The sequence below is a fragment of the Fluviispira sanaruensis genome (assembly GCF_004295685.1).
Taxonomy (GTDB): domain Bacteria; phylum Bdellovibrionota_B; class Oligoflexia; order Silvanigrellales; family Silvanigrellaceae; genus Silvanigrella; species Silvanigrella sanaruensis.
Map to the genome: position 1 here is coordinate 2,906,155 of NZ_AP019368.1, position 20,418 is coordinate 2,926,572.

General features: G+C 29.5%; 18 protein-coding genes. 4 read left to right on the top strand and 14 right to left on the bottom strand.

The features are described from left to right. Window positions 1-15: 15 nt before the first annotated feature. Window positions 16-1,173 carry a GDP-mannose 4,6-dehydratase gene (gmd, locus tag EZS29_RS12160; protein ID WP_246035200.1) on the bottom strand — a complete coding sequence of 386 codons (1,158 nt, stop codon included), beginning with the start codon at window positions 1,171-1,173 and terminating at the stop codon, window positions 16-18. Between the two features lie 150 nt (window positions 1,174-1,323). On the opposite strand from gmd, the gene EZS29_RS12165 reads away from it, so the two are divergent. From EZS29_RS12165 to EZS29_RS12180, 4 genes are all read left to right on the top strand, one after another. Further along, a complete protein-coding gene (locus EZS29_RS12165; protein WP_130612885.1) occupies window positions 1,324-2,295 on the top strand; it encodes an NAD-dependent epimerase/dehydratase family protein in 972 nt (323 codons plus the stop codon). A 179-nt stretch (window positions 2,296-2,474) separates the two neighbouring features. Next, window positions 2,475-3,230 carry an FkbM family methyltransferase gene (locus EZS29_RS12170; RefSeq protein ID WP_130611057.1) on the top strand — a complete coding sequence of 252 codons (756 nt, stop codon included), beginning with the start codon at window positions 2,475-2,477 and terminating at the stop codon, window positions 3,228-3,230. Between the two features lie 52 nt (window positions 3,231-3,282). Next, window positions 3,283-4,398, top strand: coding sequence for a glycosyltransferase family protein (locus tag EZS29_RS16005; protein WP_130611060.1), 1,116 nt, complete (start codon window positions 3,283-3,285; stop codon window positions 4,396-4,398). A 7-nt stretch (window positions 4,399-4,405) separates the two neighbouring features. Beyond that, entirely contained in the window at window positions 4,406-5,473 is a 1,068-nt protein-coding gene (locus EZS29_RS12180) for a glycosyltransferase family 9 protein (protein ID WP_172603928.1), read from the top strand. Between the two features lie 2 nt (window positions 5,474-5,475). Here EZS29_RS12180 and EZS29_RS12185 read toward each other — a convergent pair whose 3' ends face one another. The 13 genes from EZS29_RS12185 to EZS29_RS12245 all read right to left on the bottom strand — a co-directional run bounded on the left by EZS29_RS12185 (window position 5,476) and on the right by EZS29_RS12245 (window position 20,413). Beyond that, entirely contained in the window at window positions 5,476-6,528 is a 1,053-nt protein-coding gene (locus tag EZS29_RS12185) for a glycosyltransferase (protein ID WP_130611066.1), read from the bottom strand. After that, complete coding sequence (locus EZS29_RS12190) at window positions 6,518-7,852, bottom strand: UDP-glucose dehydrogenase family protein (protein ID WP_130611069.1); 1,335 nt, start codon at window positions 7,850-7,852, stop codon at window positions 6,518-6,520. Before EZS29_RS12190 ends, EZS29_RS12185 begins: the two co-directional genes overlap by 11 nt. Next, window positions 7,849-8,802, bottom strand: a complete 954-nt coding sequence (locus tag EZS29_RS12195; RefSeq protein ID WP_130611072.1) for a GDP-mannose 4,6-dehydratase — start codon at window positions 8,800-8,802, stop codon at window positions 7,849-7,851. Before EZS29_RS12195 ends, EZS29_RS12190 begins: the two co-directional genes overlap by 4 nt. Continuing rightward, complete coding sequence (locus EZS29_RS12200; RefSeq protein WP_130611075.1) at window positions 8,799-10,085, bottom strand: glycosyltransferase family protein; 1,287 nt, start codon at window positions 10,083-10,085, stop codon at window positions 8,799-8,801. The genes EZS29_RS12195 and EZS29_RS12200 overlap by 4 nt, the downstream gene beginning before the upstream one ends. A 30-nt stretch (window positions 10,086-10,115) precedes the next feature. Further along, window positions 10,116-11,195 carry a non-hydrolyzing UDP-N-acetylglucosamine 2-epimerase gene (wecB, locus tag EZS29_RS12205; RefSeq protein WP_130611078.1) on the bottom strand — a complete coding sequence of 360 codons (1,080 nt, stop codon included), beginning with the start codon at window positions 11,193-11,195 and terminating at the stop codon, window positions 10,116-10,118. Between the two features lie 14 nt (window positions 11,196-11,209). Next, a complete protein-coding gene (locus EZS29_RS12210) occupies window positions 11,210-12,313 on the bottom strand; it encodes a DegT/DnrJ/EryC1/StrS family aminotransferase (RefSeq protein ID WP_281276266.1) in 1,104 nt (367 codons plus the stop codon). A 12-nt stretch (window positions 12,314-12,325) separates the two neighbouring features. Next, a complete protein-coding gene (locus EZS29_RS12215) occupies window positions 12,326-12,895 on the bottom strand; it encodes an acyltransferase (protein WP_130611080.1) in 570 nt (189 codons plus the stop codon). 2 nt (window positions 12,896-12,897) lie between these two features. After that, on the bottom strand, window positions 12,898-13,950 hold the full coding sequence (locus tag EZS29_RS12220; RefSeq protein ID WP_130611083.1) for a Gfo/Idh/MocA family protein: 1,053 nt from the start codon (window positions 13,948-13,950) through the stop codon (window positions 12,898-12,900). A 21-nt stretch (window positions 13,951-13,971) separates the two neighbouring features. Further along, on the bottom strand, window positions 13,972-15,279 hold the full coding sequence (locus tag EZS29_RS12225; RefSeq protein WP_130611086.1) for a nucleotide sugar dehydrogenase: 1,308 nt from the start codon (window positions 15,277-15,279) through the stop codon (window positions 13,972-13,974). An 11-nt stretch (window positions 15,280-15,290) separates the two neighbouring features. Further along, window positions 15,291-17,228, bottom strand: coding sequence for an asparagine synthase (glutamine-hydrolyzing) (gene asnB / locus EZS29_RS12230; RefSeq protein WP_130611089.1), 1,938 nt, complete (start codon window positions 17,226-17,228; stop codon window positions 15,291-15,293). 9 nt (window positions 17,229-17,237) lie between these two features. Further along, the gene (locus tag EZS29_RS12235; RefSeq protein ID WP_130611092.1) at window positions 17,238-18,452 is read right to left on the bottom strand and encodes a glycosyltransferase; all 1,215 of its coding nucleotides are present in this window, start codon (window positions 18,450-18,452) and stop codon (window positions 17,238-17,240) included. A gap of 137 nt (window positions 18,453-18,589) precedes the next feature. Further along, window positions 18,590-19,396, bottom strand: coding sequence for a class I SAM-dependent methyltransferase (locus EZS29_RS12240; RefSeq protein WP_130611095.1), 807 nt, complete (start codon window positions 19,394-19,396; stop codon window positions 18,590-18,592). Between the two features lie 84 nt (window positions 19,397-19,480). Further along, the gene (locus tag EZS29_RS12245; protein WP_130611098.1) at window positions 19,481-20,413 is read right to left on the bottom strand and encodes a glycosyltransferase; all 933 of its coding nucleotides are present in this window, start codon (window positions 20,411-20,413) and stop codon (window positions 19,481-19,483) included. Between the last annotated feature and the right edge of the window lie 5 nt (window positions 20,414-20,418).

Below are 20,418 nucleotides of genomic sequence, written 5' to 3' on the forward strand. Positions count from 1 at the left end.
ATATTTCAAATAAATTCATGTAAATTGATAATTATTTGTCAATATTTTATTATGCCAAGATAAAAATCCTCCTTCTTCGTGCGAAAGCTCTTCAACAGTTTTTTTCTTAACGTCAGATTGCGACAAACTATCATTTACTCTTTTTATATCGGCAAAAACCATTTCTTTACATAATTCTTCTACATTAATAGTTGGTTCCCAATTAAGTTCATATTTCGCTTTAGAATAATCACCCATCAAAATATCAACCTCTGTTGGGCGAAAATAATTAGGATCAATTCTAATTACTGTTTTTCCAGTTTTAATACATTTAGCAATTTCATCAATACCTGTCCCAAAAAATTCTATTTCAATACCAGCAAATTTAAAAGCCATTATTAAAAAGTCTCTCACAGGAGTTGTTCTATTCGTTGCTAGAACAAAGTCATCCGCCTGAGTGTGGTTTAATATTTTCCACATCCCTTCAACATAATCTCTTGCATGCCCCCAATCTCTTTTCGCATCAATATTACCGATATATAGGCATTCTTGTAAACCAGCTGCAATACGAGCTACAGCCATTGTTATTTTCCGAGTAACAAATGTTTCTCCACGCAGAGGGCTTTCATGATTAAATAATATGCCATTAGAAGCAAATATATTATATGCTTCTCTATAATTAATAGTTATCCAATATGCATAAATTTTAGCTGCAGCATAAGGACTTCTTGGATAAAAAGGAGTTTTTTCTGTTTGAGGTATATTATGAACTTTCCCATAAAGTTCGCTCGTAGAAGCTTGGTAAAATTTGGCTTTATTCGAAAGACCTAAAATACGAATTGCTTCTAATAAACGCAGAGTTCCTATTCCGTCCGCATTCGCAGTGTATTCAGGAGTTTCAAAGCTCACTTGCACGTGACTTTGCGCTGCAAGATTATAAATTTCATTTGGCTGTGTTTCTTGAATAATACGTATAATATTAGTACTATCAGTCAAATCACCGTAATGAAGAAAAAATTTTGCCTTTGGATTATGATGATCGATAAAGATATGATCCACTCTTTGTGTATTAAAAGAACTTGCTCTTCGTTTTATTCCATGCACAATGTAACCTTTTTTAAGTAAAAATTCAGAAAGATAAGCCCCATCCTGCCCTGTAATACCAGTAATAAGAGCTATTTTTTGCTGAGTCACACTGCCTCCTTCAGAAGGGGATCTTGAAAACATCATATTGAGTGACGCGATTTTAATTTATAAATGAATTAAAATCTATAGAATGTTTTGCAGAAGATTTTTTTCTAAGGGATGTTATTGATCGATAACGAGGTAAAGTTTATGGGACTTATGACTAAAAAAGATAAAATTTTTGTCGCAGGTCATAAAGGATTAGCCGGGAGCGCTATAGTTGAGACTTTAAGACAAAATGGTTATAATAATATTATTACAAAAACTCGAAGTGAATTAGATTTACTAAATACTTTAGATGTGAATAATTTTTTTTCAAAAGAAAAGCCTAATATTATAATATTATCTGCAGCAAAAGTTGGAGGAATTCACGCAAATAATACATATAGAGCAGATTTTATTTATCAAAATTTACAGATTCAAAATAATGTTATTTGGGCTGCCCACGAAAATAATGTTCATAGACTTATTTTTTTAGGAAGCAGTTGTATTTATCCAAAAGAGTGCCCACAACCAATTAAAGAAGAATACTTATTAACAGGGAAGCTCGAGTATACAAATCAACCTTATGCAATTGCTAAAATTGCTGGAATTGAACTCATAAATAGTTTGAGAAAACAATATGGAAGAGATTATTTTTGTGCAATGCCGACAAATCTTTTTGGCCCCCATGATAACTTTCATCCGGAAAATTCACATGTACTCCCTGCGTTAATTCGAAAATTCTGCGAGGCCAAAGAATTGAACCTATCTGAAGTTGTGGTTTGGGGTGATGGTACGCCATTGAGAGAATTTATGTATTCAATGGAATTAGGAAATGCGATCTCCTATTTAGCAAATAATATTTCTTTTGAAGAATTAGAAAATAGTATAATAGGACATCAAGGACTTTGTCACATTAATATAGGAACAGGGTATGAAATAAGTATTAAAGAACTCGCAAAAACCATTGCCTTTACCGTTGGATTTAAGGGGTGTGTTTCTTTTGATTCAAGAAAACCAAACGGCACTCCACGGAAACGAATGGATAGTTCGTTTATAAATAGTTTAGGCTGGAAGGCAAATTTAAACTTTGAGGAATGCATAAAAATTTCAGTGGATTGGTATTTAAGCAATACTTTTAAAACGTAAGCTCATTGACATGTCACTCTATAAAGCATGTTTTTTACGAGTTATGATGTCATATTTTTTAAAGACACTTTCAAACTTCATCCTTATGATTTATTATGTCAATAAATATGAAGTATTCTTTTTTAAATTTTTTTTGATGGTCATTTTGTAAAATAGCTTAAAGTGAAAGGAAAGTACCATTGATATCAACTACAGATAATATTAGCATAAGAGTAAGATTTTTTATAAAGGACTTGCTACCACCTTTTTTATTTAGATTATTAAAAAAAATTAAGCAAAAAAATACAAAATATTATGGCCTCAATAAGCTAGATGAAAAAATTGAGAAATACCTAAATTATGAAAACGGATTTTTTGTTGAATTAGGAGCTAATGACGGAATAACTCAATTTAACACAAAATACTTTGAACGATATAAAAATTGGAAAGGCATTCTAATTGAGCCTTCCCCAAATAACTATTTATTATGTAGAGAAAACAGATCATCTAAAACAAATATTTTTTGTAATGCTTGCACATCTTTTGAGTACAAAGATAAATTTGTTGAAATAGCATATTCAAATCTTATGTCATCTCCAATTGGTTTAGAGTCTGACTTAGAAAATCCATTTATGAATGCAATGAATGGGAAAAAATTTTTAAGTGCAACTGAAAATATATTTACATTTGGAGCAATAGCAACAACACTTAATAATTTATTAGTTAAAGGAAATGCTCCAAATACAATTGATTTACTTTCACTCGATGTAGAAGGAGCTGAAATTGAAGTTCTTAAAGGCATTGATCACAATAAATTTAGGTTTAAAATTTTATGCATAGAATCGCGGGATAAAGAAAAATTAATTTCATTTCTTCAAGATTATGATTATCAATTACTTGAGCAGATTAGTAACCATGATTATCTTTTTAGAGATGCGAGGAATTATAAACAATAGGATATGCTTTCAAAATTAAAAAAAAAATTCTAGAAATAAAATTATATATAATATGAAAAAAATTATCTATTTAATTGATGAGTTTTGTATAAGTAGTTCTTCACCAAATTCAAAACATGTTAAAGATATTATTGATTTCATTAATTTAGACAAGAAGAATTCGTCTAAAAACATATTTTTTTCTAAAAATTATGTACCAGGAGGATTGAGACCTAAAAGACTGTTTAATTTATTAAAATCTTTTATTTATATGTCTTTTTTCATCCCTTACATAAGTTTAAAAGAATTGAATATTCATAAATCTATTGTTATTACAACGAGTCCACCTATGCTTTATTTATACTGCCTCTTTTTGTGCAAGTTTTCAAAAATTGATTGCTATGTTTGGTTTATGGACGCACACCCTGAGATCGAAGCAAGATTCTTACAAACAAAAGGCTTTAATTTTATTGCGAGGTTCTTGAGATATATTGAAAAAAAACTATGCAATAACTCAAAAAAAATTATTTGCTTAGATGAAAGTATGAAAAAAAGAATCTGTTCAAACAATGTAAATTTAGATAATGTAATTGTTTGCCCCCCATGGGCCACATATTTAGGTTCTTCTAATTTCATTCAAAAAGTAGATATTCATCTTACTGTAAAATTTATTTATGCAGGGAATTATGGCAAAGTCCACGATTTATCCCCTATGTCGGATTTATTTTCAAAATTTACTTTAAAGGAACAGAGCAGTTTATATTTAACATTTGTCGGTATGTCTCATAAATCACAGCTAGAGATTAATAATATATTTTCCAAATTAGGCTGCACAATAGAATTTTTACCTCGGTTTGAAAGGGTTGATAACTTAATTCATTTATTTAAAGAATATCATTTTGGAATTGTAAGTCTGAGTTATGAAAGCATTGGCCTTGCATGCCCTAGCAAGGCGTACACTTATATCAGCCAAGGTTTACCAATTTATTATGTTGGACCAGATTTTACATTATCACATGATTTATGCAATCAGGGATTTGGTGTCAGTCAAACTGATATTCCAAATATTTTTTCAGATTGGATACATAACTTAAAAAATTATTATTCAAGTAATTCTGGAAAAATATTTCATAACCCTAAGCATGAATCATTAAGAAAATTTAAAAATATTTTAGATGAAAGAATTTAACAAAAAAATGAAAAGATATATTTGTCAATATCATAATCCACATTTAGAAAGAATTGGTCGAATATTTGATTTTATCTTTTTAAAATTGATGTTTAAAAAGAACTTAAAAGATTTACATGAAGAATTATTTTCAAAAATTCTTATTTTTGAGTCCCATCTCATTGGCGATTGTGTCATGACGACTGCATTAATTAAAAACATAAGAAATCAATATCCATATGCACAAATCGACATTTTATCTAATTCATGGATGTTACAAATAGTAAATCCTGAAGTAATAAATAATATATATTCTGTAAATGTTCCATGGAGTCGCTATAATTATTCTATTAAAAATATTTTCCATTTTTTCTTCACTATAATTAAACTAAGAAAAAAAAATTATGACCTAGCTATAGAGACAAGAGGAGAGATTAGGAATAATTTCGTTTTATTTTTGACTGCTGCAAAAAGAAGATTAGGAATAGATATGGCAGGAGGTACTTTTCTTCTAACTGATTCAATTACTCTAGACTTAAAGCCTACCTTAGCCGAAAAAAGAATGTTTCTTTTAAAAAAATTAGGCATAACTTATGAAGAATTTATGCCCGATATTTTTATTCCTAAAAATGATTTAATAAAAGTTACACAATTTTTATCTGAAAATAAAATATTTGAAAATGATTATATTCTGTTTCATCCTGGAGGAAGCAATCCTCAGAAATCATTTTTAGTAAATGAAATTATAGACTTAAGAAAGCGATTTTCAAATTATAACTTCGTAATAGCTTATGGACCAAATGAAAGGGAAACAATAAAATTATTGTCGCAAGAATTAAAACCACAAATATATAATGGGAAAACGTTATTTTTTTCAAATACCATATCTGCTTTTGCAGAAATGGCTAGAAAGTCCCTTGTAACTATAACAATGGAAAGCGGCCCAGCACATATTTCTTCAGCACTGGAGGCAAAATGTTTTGTTATCTTTGCCCACGACAAACCTGATTACGTCAAACCACTTGGAAAAAGAGTGACTATGGTTGATTTTGAAAATTTAGATATCCTAGAAAGTTTAATTAAAAATTCCCATTAACATCATTTCTGTGCAGCATTTACAATTCTATGAAAGGATTTGGAATAGGAATCTATCCCGAATTTTTTTGATAATTCCAGTGATTTATTATGAAAATGATAAAGTTTATTTTCATTATCGAGTGACTCTATTTTATGCATCAATTGCTCTAATATATTGGGAATATTCTTATGCACAAGAAAACCATTTTTACCCTGTTCTAACAAGTCTTCGTGTGCCCCAACAGCTCTTGACAAAAGCAAAGGCAAACCGCATCGGGTTGCTTCGTGGACAACTGTTGCCCAGTGATCATCTCGTGATGGTAATACAAAGCACTTTGAGTTTGACATTTCTATCGATATTTCTTCTGGCTGTAAAAATGGGGAATAAATAATGTTTTTATCTAAAAATCCATATTGATTGTCCCACGACTTACCACCAATTATTCTTAAACTCCATTTACCATTATTTTGCTTATAATTTTGAAAACTTTTTATTAGAATATCGATACCTTTTCTATGAATCAATTGTCCAACAAAAATAAATTGACTTTTTCTTTCGCTAAAAATTTTCTTATTAAAAAAAATATTTTCATCACAGCCATATAGTCCAGTAAAAATAGCATTTTTTTTCATACCTAAAAATTTCATCAATTTAATACCTGACTCACCAGGGACAAAGACATGATCAAATATTGGCCTTAAAAATAATCTAAAATAAAAAGCACCAATGAATTGTCTAAAATTTAATTTAAATCTATTATCTACTGAAACACATATTTTCGCTCCACTTTTTTTCATGTATTTATCAAACTTTAACCATTTTTTCCAACACCAGCCTGTATGAATAATGATTTCATGATCTAAAAATTCATCCTTTCTTATCCAAATCTCATTTGGGTGAGATAACCATATTATATTTTTTCCAATTTTTTCTTCTAATTTTTCAAAAGGGACATCTGGCTTTGTTGCAATAAATGTAAGATTTTCACCAAAATCTTCAACAATTTTCTTGGTAATTAAGGCACACGCTGGTAGGCCTTCCCAAAAAAGGAGAACTTTTATTTCACATTTCATTGCTTCGTCCAATGCAGTGATATTCCCATCCAAGTTGTGTCATTTTTTCTGGCTCAAACTGATTTCTACCATCAAAAATTATATTTCTCTTCATATTTAGTTTCATTAATTCGAAATCTGGATTTCGATACTGACTCCATTCTGTAGCAATCACTAAAGCTTCAGAGTCTTTTAAAGATAGATATTTATCTTTAAAAAGAGATATCGATTCTAAATTACGTAAGCAAAGATTGGAATACTTTAAAGCTTCAGGATCGCTGACATTTACATGAGCTCCTGCATCAGTTAACATATTAATTAAATGAGCAGCAGGAGATTCTCTGATATCATCTGTTTTTGGTTTAAACGAAAGCCCCCAAACTGTAAAAGTTTTTCCAACTATATTATTTTCAAATCTTGTTATAATTTTTTTTAAAAAACGAATTCTTTGTTCTTTATTTATACTTTCTACTGCATTTAAAAGGTTTGGATTTAAATGAAAATCTTTCATAGTTTTAGATAGGGCTTGTACATCTTTTGGAAAACAACTTCCTCCATATCCCAAACCACTATATAAAAAAGACATACCTATACGTTTATCAGTGCCTATTCCAATTCTTATTTTCTCTATATCAGCACCTATAATATCACAAAGTGAAGATAATTCATTCATAAAACTAATTCGTGTCGCTAACATCGCATTTGAAGCATATTTAGTCAGTTCAGCTGATTTAATGTCCATAAAAATGATAGGATTTCCATTTTTTACAAAATGAAAATAAAGCTCTTTCATAAGTTCTTCAGAGTCTTTTCTTTCCACACCAATTATAATTCTATCTGGGCGCATAAAATCGTTAATTGCATCACCTTCTTTTAAAAATTCAGGATTAGATACGATGTCAAAATCAATATTATCTATTCGTCTTTTTTGTATTTCACTGATTATAATATTTTTAACATTTTTTGCAGTACCAACAGGTACTGTTGATTTATTCACTATGATTTTAAATGAATTTATTTCTCTGCCAATGATTTCAGCAACGGATAAGACATGTCTTAGATCAGCAGAGCCATCTTCATCTTGAGGAGTTCCAACAGCAATAAATATAAATAAGCTTTCTTTAATTGCCTCTGAAATATTTTCTGTAAAATAAAGTCTGCCAGCTTCAACATTTATGTTCATAAGTTCTAATAAACCTGGTTCATATATAGGAACAATTCCCTGGTTTAATAGTGATATTTTATGTTCGTCTTTATCAACACAAATAACATTATGACCCATTTCAGCAAAACAAACAGCGCTCACTAGGCCAACATATCCAGCCCCAATAAGACAGATATTCACAGTTTTACCCTTTCTTTAAATTCCTTTATCATTAAAGATATTCCTTCTTGAATACCTACTTGAGGTTCCCAATCCAAGTATTTTTTAGCATTCGTAATATCTGGCCTTCTTTGTTTAGGATCATCCGATGGGAGTGGTTTAAAAGTTAGTTTGATATCTGGATTTATTATGGATTTGACTATTTCAGCAATTTCTATAATTCTTATTTCAAATTGAGATCCCAAATTTATAGGCATATTAATATTAGAATCCATCAATTTTAGCAGTCCTTTTATAAGATCAGTACAAAAGCAAAGAGATCTTGTTTGGCTGCCATCACCATAGATAGTAAGGTTTTCGCCTCTCAGAGCTTGAGTAATAAAATTAGTTAAAACTCTGCCATCATTTAAGGACATCTTAGGGCCATAGGTATTGAATATGCGCACAATTTTAACGTCAATTCCTTTTTTCAAGTAAATAAAAGAGAGTGTTTCTGACACACGTTTGCCTTCATCATAACAACTCCGCAGACCAAAACTATTGACATTCCCCCAATAATTTTCAGGTTGTGGGTGGACAGTTGGGTCTCCATAAATTTCGCTTGTTGATGCAAGCAGGATTTTTGAATTTTTAATTCTAGCAATTTCAAGAATATTTCGAGTGCCTATGTAACAAGTATCAAGAGTATGAAGAGGATCTATTTGATAGATTGGTGGCGAAGCTGGACAAGCCAAATGATATATTTGATCAATTTTTATGTCATAAATAAATTTATTTAGTTTTTCAAAATCTATGAGATCAAATTCTTTAAATACAAAATTATTTGGATATAAAATATTTAATCTTTCAATATTTTCCTTTTGCCCACTTATAAAATTATCAAAACCATATATAGTATGGTTTTGCTCTAATAGCGTAAATATAAGGTGATATGCAATAAAACCAGCGCATCCTGTGACTAATATATTCATGAATATTTATTCTTTCTTTCATTTAACTTTTTTACTATTTCTTCTTTATATTTGTCTGCTAGAAATTTTCTATCGAATTTATTTAATATTTCAAAATTTCTTTTTAAATCTAATCTAAAATTATTATTAGAAATATCTAAGATTGTTTCTTTTAATCTATCTAAATTTTGATAAAAAGCAATACCAAAACCATTATCAACTATAAGTTTAGATGCAGAGCTTTCTTCATAACCTCCTATACTCAATATTGGGGTTCCAGAGTTAATATATTCAAAAATTTTTCCTGACAACACACCAGTTTGGGCAGGATCATTCCAATCTAAAAACAAGAGATAGTCTGATTCAGCTTGAATCTTTAATGAAGATTCTCTAGAAATCATACTATGAATTTTTATGCTATTTAATATGTTATATTTTTTTGCAAGATATAAGATGTCATTTACATCTGGGGAATAAAAACTAAATTGTATATGCATAGAATTATTTCCAGATATAATATTTTGCAATGCTTTGAAAAGAAGTTCAGGGGTTCTTAATGGATGAATTATTTTACCAAGATAAGTAATTTTTTTTATTTTATTTTCTTTAATAAAAGGACTACTAAATAAAATTTTATCCTCAATATCAAAACCATTTTCAATAACAACTGAATTAATATTAAAATAGTTATCTTGTAATATTTTATTTCCATTGGACACAACAACTACCAATATTGCTCTTTTTACAATAATTCTTTCCAATAAATTTTCAAATACTTTAGATGTTTTGCTTTTATATTTTGTAAATGAGGTATCTGCTGAGCAGAGATCTCTATAGTCTAAAACCAATGGTTTTTTAGTAACTATGCTTAATAAAAATCCTATTATAAATGAATGATATATTGGATATGAAGCAACAATAACATCATAATTATTTTTTTTAATTACAAAAAAACCTATAAAAAAACCTGTAAAAATCCAAAAAAACCTAATATCTATAAACGAAGGTAAAAAGTTTTTTATTGATAAAAATAATGACTTTCTTTTTTCATTCACTTCAATTGAGAACGGATTCTTTTCTTTTCTGTCCATAAAATCTGGAATATATTTTGTTTCTAAAATATCATAAATTAGTTTTTTTCCCATTTTTTCTTCAAGAAAACCATCAAATCTTTTTGTTTTTTTAGTTGTTAAAACTGTTACTTTTAATCCATCAATTGCCCAGTATTTAGCTAATGACTTGATTCTTTGCACGGCAATGTTATTTTGAGGTTCAAAAAAATTTGAAATAAGCAATATTTTCATTTTATACCCATAATATGACTCATATTATTTTTATTGAGACAATATAAATTCACATATTTTTTTTGCTGCATTTCCATCACCATAAAAATTTTCTTCTCTATTAAAAGCTTCAATCTTGAAATCAAGAATTTTTTTATAAAATTCAGATTCTGAGGGTAATACTAATCTATTCCATCCTATTTTTATGAGCTCAAGCCATTCTGTTTCACTTCGTAGAACATAAGCTTGAGTACCTAAAAAGTAGCCTTCCTTTTGCATTCCACCCGAGTCCGTAATTATCAAATTTGCATTTCTCATGAGATGGAGCATTTCAATATAACCAACAGGGTTAATGAATAATATATTGGATAAGTTTAAAATATTTTTATTTTCAATTAACTTTCTTGTTCTTGGATGCATTGGAAAAATTATTTTTTTGTGCTTAGATATATTAAAAAGGTTTCGTATAATATTTTCGAAAATTTCTAAATTATCTGTATTTTCAGCCCTATGAAGAGTACAAAGAATATAATTCTTCTCTTTAATTGAATACTTTTTTAATATATCATCTATGATATATTTTTCTTGAATAAACTCATTACATGCATCATACATAACATCACCAACATTAACTATTTTTCTATTACCTAAACCTTCACGGTTTAAATTTTTAATTGCATCTTCTGTCGGAGTAAAAAGATACTCTGAAAGGTGGTCTGTAACAATACGATTTACTTCTTCAGGCATATTTCTATTGAATGATCTCAAACCGGCTTCAATATGTATAATTGGTATATTCAGTTTTGAAGCGGCTAATGCGCCGGCCAATGTAGAGTTTGTATCGCCATAGACAAGAAGAAAATCCGGCTTTTCCTTGATAAGAATTTTTTCAATACCATTCAGCATTTTGCCGGTTTGTTCTCCATGCGAGGCTGAACCAACTTCTAAATTATAAAGAGGCTGCTTTATTTTTAGTTCTTGAAAGAAAATATCAGACATTGCTGCATCATAATGCTGACCTGTATGGACAATAATTTCATTAATTTTTTTTGATTTTTCAAATACTTTTGATACAGGAGCAGCTTTTATGAACTGAGGTCTTGCACCAATCACTGTCAATATTTTTTTCACACTCAGTCCTTTTTTTAAGTACTTTGCTTTATAACTGAAGAAATAATAAATTCAATTTCATCTTCCAAAAGATATGGATGAAAAGGGAGACTCACAACTTCACTTGCAACCTTTTCTGATATGGGCAAACTTTTGTGAGGATATTTCGGATCAAAAAATGCTGGCTGAAGATGCGCTGGCGTAGGATAATGAATAGCAGTTGGAATACCTATTTCTTTTAAATTATGCATAAATTGACTTCTATTTCCTACTCTTAAAGTATATTGAGCATATACAGATGTATTTTGTTTTTCTATATATGGAGTCATATAATAATCTTTGAGTAGTGCATTAAATTTATCGCCCAGTTTATTTCTAAGAATAACTTCTTCTTCAAATATTTCAAGTTTTGCGATCAATATTGCAGCCTGGAGAGTATCCATTCTTCCATTGATTCCAATTTGAGTGTGATGATATCTTTCTTTTTGTCCATGCACCCGAATGGAACGCATTCTTTCTGCAATTTCGTTATCATCTGTAAAACAAGCACCTCCATCACCATAACATCCCAAGGGTTTAGAAGGAAAAAAACTTGTGCAACCTATTTTAGAAAGGGAACATGATTTTTTATCATAATGCGTTGCACCAAAGCTTTGTGCTCCATCTTCAATTACGGGAATATTATATTTTTTTGCAATTTCATTTATTTCATTCATATTTGCGCATTGACCATAAATACTGATTGGTATAATTGCTTTTGTTCTTTCAGTGATAGCTTTTTCTATTTGAGAAGGATCGATATTATATGTCTGTTCATGGATATCAACGTAAATGGGTTTAGCACCTAATAGTGCAATCATTTCTGAAGTTGCAATAAACGTAAAAGGTGATGTAATTATCTCATCGTTTGCTTTGATATCTAAAGCAAGCATAGCTATAAGCAAGGCATCTGTCCCATTTGCAACACTCACGCAATGCTTGACTCCAACATAATTGGCAAGCATGTTCTCTAATTCTTTCACTTCAGGGCCCATAATATATTGGCCGTGATCAAGTACATTTTTTATTTTTTGCTCTAAAGAATCTCGGATCCTATGTTGCTGCCTGCTGAGATCAATAAATGGCATCATCTTTGTCATGAATATACTCTTTCATGAGAGGAGTTGGCAAAATTCATTCTTCAATATATATTTTTTTTTACAATGTATGCACTCTGTATAATCATACTTAAAAGAAATTTTTTCACCACATTGGCAAACCCAGCCAATTTGTCGTGCAGGCACTCCAACAATTAGTGCGTATGGTTTTACATTTTTAGTCACAACTGATCCCGCCCCAACCATTGAATATTCTCCAATTTCATTTCCACAAACGATTGTAGCATTTGCTCCAATTGTAGATCCTTTTCGTAAAATTGTTCTTTTATACTCATTTTTTCTTGTAACATGACTTCTTGGATTAATAACATTTGTAAAAACCATACTGGGTCCACAAAAAACGTCATCCTCTAAAGTGACAGAATCATAAATCGAAACATTATTTTGAACTTTAACATTTGAACCAATGATCACATCATTTGCTATGAATACATTTTGTCCAAATGAACAATACTCACCAATTTTTGCTCCTGAGCATATATGTGCAAAATGCCAGATTTTTGTTCCTTTACCAATTTTTGCTCCCTCATCGACAATTGCAGAAGAGTGTATTGTTATTTCCATATTTATGAAATACTCCTAGAAAAAGGCAGTGAAATAGGTTTAACTTCTTTTGCTGATTGATACATTGCACAAATTAATTCAAGTGATTTTAATCCTTCTGCACCATCCGTATCTGCTAAACATTTTTCGTGGAGAACATCTATCACATTTTTATAATACAGTGGATGCCCATGACCATAAACTGATTGTGTTGAATAATTTGCATTAAAAATATCTTGATCATACTCTTTTAAATCTTTAAATTTCCAAACTTGAATTTCATTAACAGCAACTCCGCCAATTTTTACTGTTCCCTTTTCTCCAATTATTGTTATTGATCCTTCAAGATTATTCGGATAGGTCAACATTGAAACATTTAATGTGCCCAATGCCCCATTTTTCCATTTTAAAGAGACGGAAGCAGAATCTTCAACTTCTATTTTTCTTGCCAAAGTAGAGCAAAATGCAAAAACTTGATCGACTTCTCCAATGAGCCAAGCTAGTAAATCAACATAATGACTAGCTTGATTCATAAGGGCACCACCATCAAAGGCCCATGTCCCGCGCCATTTTGCCGAATCATAATATGCTTGAGGCCGAGTCCAAAACACATTTATAGCGACATTATATATTTTACCAAACCTTTCCTCTTGAATGGCTTGTTTTAATAATTTTAAAGTATCGTTCTTGCGATTTTGTTTTACGACAAATAGTTTTACTTTAGCTTCGTTGCAAGCATTTATCATTTTTAAACCATCTATCCAATTGGTAGCCATAGGCTTTTCTGTGATAATATGTTTGTTTTTTTTAGCTATTTCTATTGTTTGTGCGGAATGCATTCCGCTCGGTGTACATAAAGATATCACTTCAATATCTTTATTATTTAAAAGTTCAGACAGAGAAGAATAACCAATAGCACCCGTTTTTTGGACGGCTAAATCAAGGGCGTTTGGATCTATATCACATACAGCAATTAATTTTGCTTGACCAGAACAACTCTTTATTGCATCGAAATGATTATTTGATATTCTCCCACATCCAACAATTGCAAAATTTATTTCTTTCACACTCGACATTCCTTCTAAATTTCATGACAGTTATGCTTTTACTATTTTATCTGTTTTTTCTTTATACTTTCCTCGAGTATCTATTATTAAATTCGAATTATTTTTTATGAGTTCATAATTAAATGCATCATGATCGGTTGCTAAAAGTATGCAGTCAAATGATTTAATAGAATCTGAATTTAAATGAATACTTTTTAAGTCAAATATATGCTCTCGCATTTTTGGAAAAATAGGAACATGTGGATCGCTATAGGATAGAATGGCTCCTTTGTTTCGCAATAATTCCATCATTCTAACTGAAGGAGACTCTCGCATGTCATCAATATTCTTCTTATATGAAATTCCTAATACAAGAATTTTGCTCCCTTTGAGCGATTTTTCTCTTTCATTTAATGCATCGCTCAGTTTAGAAATAACCCATTCTGGCATAGAATTATTCACTTCGCCTGCAAGTTCTATGAAGCGAGTATGAATTCCATACTCGCGCGCTTTCCAAGTTAAATAAAAGGGATCAATTGGTATGCAATGCCCTCCTAGGCCCGGCCCTGGATAGAAAGGTGTAAATCCGAAAGGTTTTGTAGCGGCAGCATTGATCACTTCATGTATATCTATTCCCATTTTGTCTGCTACTATTTTCATTTCATTCACTAAACCGATATTAACTGCTCTGTGAATATTTTCGAGTAACTTTGTCATTTCTGCAGTACGGGTTGAACTTACAGGAACGACAGAAGATATGACTTTTTCATAAAGTGTCATACCAACTTCAAGGCATGTCTTCGTGATTCCACCTATAATTTTGGGAATGCTTTTCGTACTATATAATATATTTCCTGGATCTTCTCGTTCTGGTGAAAAAACCAAAGAAATATCTGTGCCAATAATTAGACCAATTGACTCTATTTTCGGCTTTAAAATTTCTTCCGTAGTACCAGGATAAGTTGTGCTTTCAAGAGATAATAATTGGTTTTTATGGAGGTACGGTAATATAGTTTCTATTGTATTTAAAATATAAGTTAAATCTGGTTCTCTTTGTTTAGAAAGAGGAGTGGGAACGCAAATTATGAGAATATCTGTGTCCATTATTTTAGCATAATTTGAAGTTGCTATAAAAGACTTTTCAATTGCATTTGAAATTAAAGAAGATGAAATATGCTCTATGTAACTTTTTCCATTATTAAGATTATTTATTTTATCTTCATCAATATCAAAACCAATGACACTAAAATTTTCTTCAACAAACCTTAAAGCAAGTGGGAGACCGACATAACCTAAACCAATAATTCCAATGACAGCTTTATTCTCATTTATTTTATCAATTAATATTCTCATATTCATATATTAATCCTTTAAGAAAATGAAGCCTGATTGATTTCAACCCAACGTATTATATTTAATATTTTCCAAAGCGAAGGATCAAAAGGTCTTATTCCATTAAGAAAATCATTTCGCATGGATATTACAATTTTGTGATTTAGAGCTGGAATTGATTCAATACTTTTGTTGTTTAGTCTAGTAGAAACCCATGGTCTTAAGCTGCTAAACCATTTTTGCTCTGGGACATGGAAACCTATTTTATCTTTTCTCTCAAGAATTTGATGTGGGACAATTCCTCTCATAGCCTCGCGAAAAATATATTTTGTTGTTCCTTGCTCATTTATAAGATATTTTTCTGGCAAAGAGAAAACAAATTCTGCTAATTCATGCGTTAAAAACGGGACTCTACTTTCTATAGAACAAGCCATTGAATTTCTGTCTTCATACCGCAATAAATTTGGTAAACTGGTTTTTGTCATTGTTTGAATAAGCTCATCTCTTAAAACATACTTACTATGAGATTTATTAAAAGAAGATTGAATATGAACATTTCGTTCTAAAAACCATTTTCTATTCAACCACTCTGGAAAAGTTTTTTTCCCTGCTAAAAGCCTAAGAGTTGGTATTAAAAATTTCATCTGTATAGGAATGAGATATTCACAGACTTGCGCCCATGATGTTCTTCTATTTGGTAAAGAGATGAGTTTTCGTTTAAAACGTGAGGCGCTTAGAAAATGAAATTGTTTAATGAGTGAAGCAATACGCGCAGTCGAATAGGGGTTGTAGCCTGCGAATATTTCATCCGCTCCTTGACCATCGAGCATGACCTTAATGCCATTTTGTTGTGCCATATTCATAACTTTTCTTTGGGCAAAAATTGAAGCACTCCCAAAGGGAAGTTCTTGACTATGAATTAGAATATCAAGCTCCTCGGCTAGATCAAAAGAAGAAGGAGATATCTTGTGCATATTTGTCTTTGCCGCGTCACCAATAATATCTACCCATTTCTCTTCAGAGGTTAATTCATCCTCAGAAATAAAACTAAAAGTGTGTAAATCGCTTTTAGGATTCAGATATCGCATAGCCATAACGATAGCAGAGGAATCAATTCCTCCAGATAATGCAGCTCCAATTGATACATCACTTCTCATATGTAGCATGATATTTTCTAAAAATAGTTCTCTCACACGTTTTTTAGCATCATTAAAATCGATTTCAATAGGATCAATTTTATTAATATGCCAGTATTTTATTGGTGATAACTTTTGATAATAATTTGCATCCGAAATATCAATGTCAAGATAGTGAGCTGAGGGCAGTTGGATAATATTTTGATATAAAGTTTTTTCAGAAATATCGGTTGAACCAAATTTTAAAAACTCAGAAAGCACATCTGAATTGATATCTTTTTTTATTTTTTCCATTTCAAATAGTGGATTAATTTCCGATGAAAATACAAAGAATTCTTTATTAAATGAAAAATAGAGTGGTTTTATGCCAAAAAAATCCCGAGCTAAAAATATTTTTTTGTCTTGCGAATCAAATACACAGAAAGCAAACATTCCTGTTAATTTGTTTAAACACTCTTTGCCCCATTGAATGAATGCATTCAGAAGAACTTCAGTATCTGTATGAGAATAAAATTGATGCCCAATTTTTTCAAGCTCATTTCGCAATTCAAGATAGTTATATATTTCTCCATTAAAAATAATAAAATATCTATTATCTCGAGTTCTCATGGGCTGCCAACCCGCATCAGAGAGATCTAAAATAGAAAGTCTAACATGTCCCAAAAAAAGCTTGTGCGGAAAGTCATTGTCAATTTCTTTTGTCAATTTTGAATTTTGAGGGTTCCAATAATAAAAGCCTTGATCATCAGGCCCCCTGTGCTTGATTTTTTTAATAGCATTTTGATAATTTCTAGATTTGCTTTCATTTAAAAAAGAAACATAGCCTAATAGACCGCACATGAATTTTCCTTAATTATTTTTTGTTACATCTAAGTAACATGCCATAATTTTATTGCACACAGCAATTTCAGAATATTTTTCCATAAATTCGTTTCTTATATCGTTTTGATTATATAAGTGATACTTATTTATCATTGAAATTATACCGTTGGCAAGATCTTCTATCGATTTATTTTTGACTAATATTCCATTATTTTCATTAACTATATCCTCAGGTCCTCCACAAATAGTAGATAATATTGGAATTCCTGTTGCTAATGCTTCTATGCATGCAATACTAAAAGATTCAATTTCACTCGGCTGTATAAATGCATCTGCATTTCTATATAACTCTGCGGTTTCAAGTCTATTTCTAATCCCGTAAAAAGTTATAAAATTCTCTATGTTTAGTGTTTTTGCCAAGTACATATAATTTTGCATTTTAATTCCATTTCCAATGATATTAAAATGTATGGCACTCATTTCTAAGGTAGATCTTTTAATTGCGTAAAATAAGTTATCGATACCTTTTTCTTTAGACAAACTACTACAAACAACTATAAAAGTAAAATTTTTATTATTTATTCTTTTTTCTTTAGGATAAAAAACACTCTCATTGCACATGTTTGGAATAACAATACTGTCTCTATGCACTTTTTTAATTATTTCATTCCTCATATAGTGACTGATAGAAATAACTCTATTGGATTCATGGAGCGATTTTTTAATATACCTTTCGAACAAATCTTTTTTATTATCAAAAACTGCAAAAGGAAATGGTCCCATATGTTCAGTAATAACAAAAGGAATATTAAACTCTTCTTTTAATTTATAGCAATTGAACCCTGAAGGAAAAGAGACATGAGCATGTAATAAAGATATCTTTCCATAATCCATTTCTATTATATTTATATTTTTTTTTAAAATACAATAAAAATATAATTCTCTTAATTTTTTAAAGTGCAAAAATGACCAATTAATATGATTCTTACGATAAATCAATAAATTACTATTTAACCTATCAATAGATATATTTTTACTTGAAAAAGTAAATTTAATTAGATTATAAATAGATTTATAAAGAAACCTTGGTGAAAGTAAAAAATCATTCGAATTTATTTCAATAAAGTGAAAATTAACTTGAGGATATTGCCTTGCCAATCCAATAGCTTGCTCTCTAAAAAAGAGACCTGCGAGTGGATTATTTTTATCAGGATGCCAGCTTGGTAAAATAACTATATTCATATATAATTGTTCTTTACATCTGAAAGAGATTAAATTTTAATCTAGTCCATAATTTCTTATTTATAAGATCAAATTCTTAAACAAAAGTATTTTTTATGATTTTTTTTCTCCTTCTTTTTAATTTAGGATATCAATAATTATATAATTTTTTTTAATACATTTTTTACCTCATTTATATCCCATAAGCATAAAGATTTATCAGTATATTTATTATCTCCCTCTGTACAACCTTCAACTATAATTTTTATAGGTTTTGGAAAATTAAAAGGAGCATTTTCAAAATTAATAGCTCTCCATTGCCCAGTCAAAATATCATAATTATTAGCATGATCTTTAAAAGAAGTCAGTAATAGATATTTTGAACCACTATTGCAAATATTTCTGAGAGCAGAAAAAATGTTTTTATATGAAAAGTGAACTAAGCAATCTCTGCATAAAATCAAATCTACTTTTGGTAATTGATCTGAAATTAAATCAATTTTTTTGAATGATATATTATTTTTTTCATAAATTTTATTATTATTAATTAATTCCTCTACAATATCAGCTCCCATGTATTTAATATTTTTAAAAATAACCTTTCGCATCCAATAAAAGTCTCCGCAAGGTATATCAAGTATATCCTTAATACTAAATTCTTCAAAAAGAATAGGTAATTCACAAATAATAATTTGTGTTTGCTTTAAATTTGATCCACTACCAGAAAATGAATCCTTATCTCCCCAAGAATTATTTTTATATATCTGAGTAAATATCTTCCTATGGCTTATTAATTTTAGTCTTAAAATCAAGTATTTTTCTCGTATAAAAACAAAGATATTATAAAATAATGCTATATTTTTAAATATTTTTTTAATTTCTCTGGTATTAGAATTCATATCCAATTCCCTTTGATTAGTTAAATCATAAAAATCTAACTTTTTTAATAAAATTTGTCTGCGCATTAATCTTACAAAAACAATATAATATGAATCTTATTATTTGTCAATTAATTACTTTTTTTTATCTATTACAGGGTTAAATAATTTCTAGTAAACTCTTGAGCTATATCTACATTTTAAAGACTTATAAATTTTTTTAAAAAATATAAAAATATTTTGTTTTTCTGAGAGAATAATTATCAACAAATTTAAAAAATTAAGTATACTTTTATTGTTCATAAAAACTTTATAATGATAGTTTAGTCTTGTCTTTCTAATCATCTCGTTAGAAATAGCTAGATTATTAATATTTTTATTTTTTTCCACGACATATAGTATTTCATTCATTTTATTTTTATCACTAATTTGCTGAGTTTCCTGTCTAGGATGAACTCTATACCGACATATTCTTTTATTAATATGAATATTTTTCCCAAAACTAAAAAATCTTAAAATAAAATCAAAATCCTCTGCATATTTTAGATATTTATTAAATCCACAAGTTTTTTTTATACATTTTGTACTAAATACATGCCCACTCCATGGGCCTAAAAATCCATTAATTTTATAACATTTCTCTAAATCTATTCCCTCTGTATATAATTCAAGTGCATTATTTTCTTTCCAAGGCTGTTCATTATCAGGATAGAGTTCCGAATTTTCATTAATTAATAAAGCTAAAGAACTAGTAAAAGCAATAAATTCATTTTGGGTAAATGCATTTAATGAAGTTAAAGCAAAATCCGATTCCCAAAGATCATCTGCATCGAGCCACGCAACATATTCCGAATTTATTTTTTCAATACTAAAATTTCTTGCTTCTCCCAGAGAACAAGGAAAAGGCGTTTTCCAATAGGTAATATTATTATATTTTTTCACTATATTTTCTGTATTATCCGTACTATGATTATCAATAACAATTATTTGTACTTTTACAGTTTGCATAAGTACGGAGTTTATTGTTTCTTCAATATATTTTTCACCATTTCTTACATTTATAATACAAGTCAATTGATTATCAAAATTATTAGCATCTCTCATTTAAA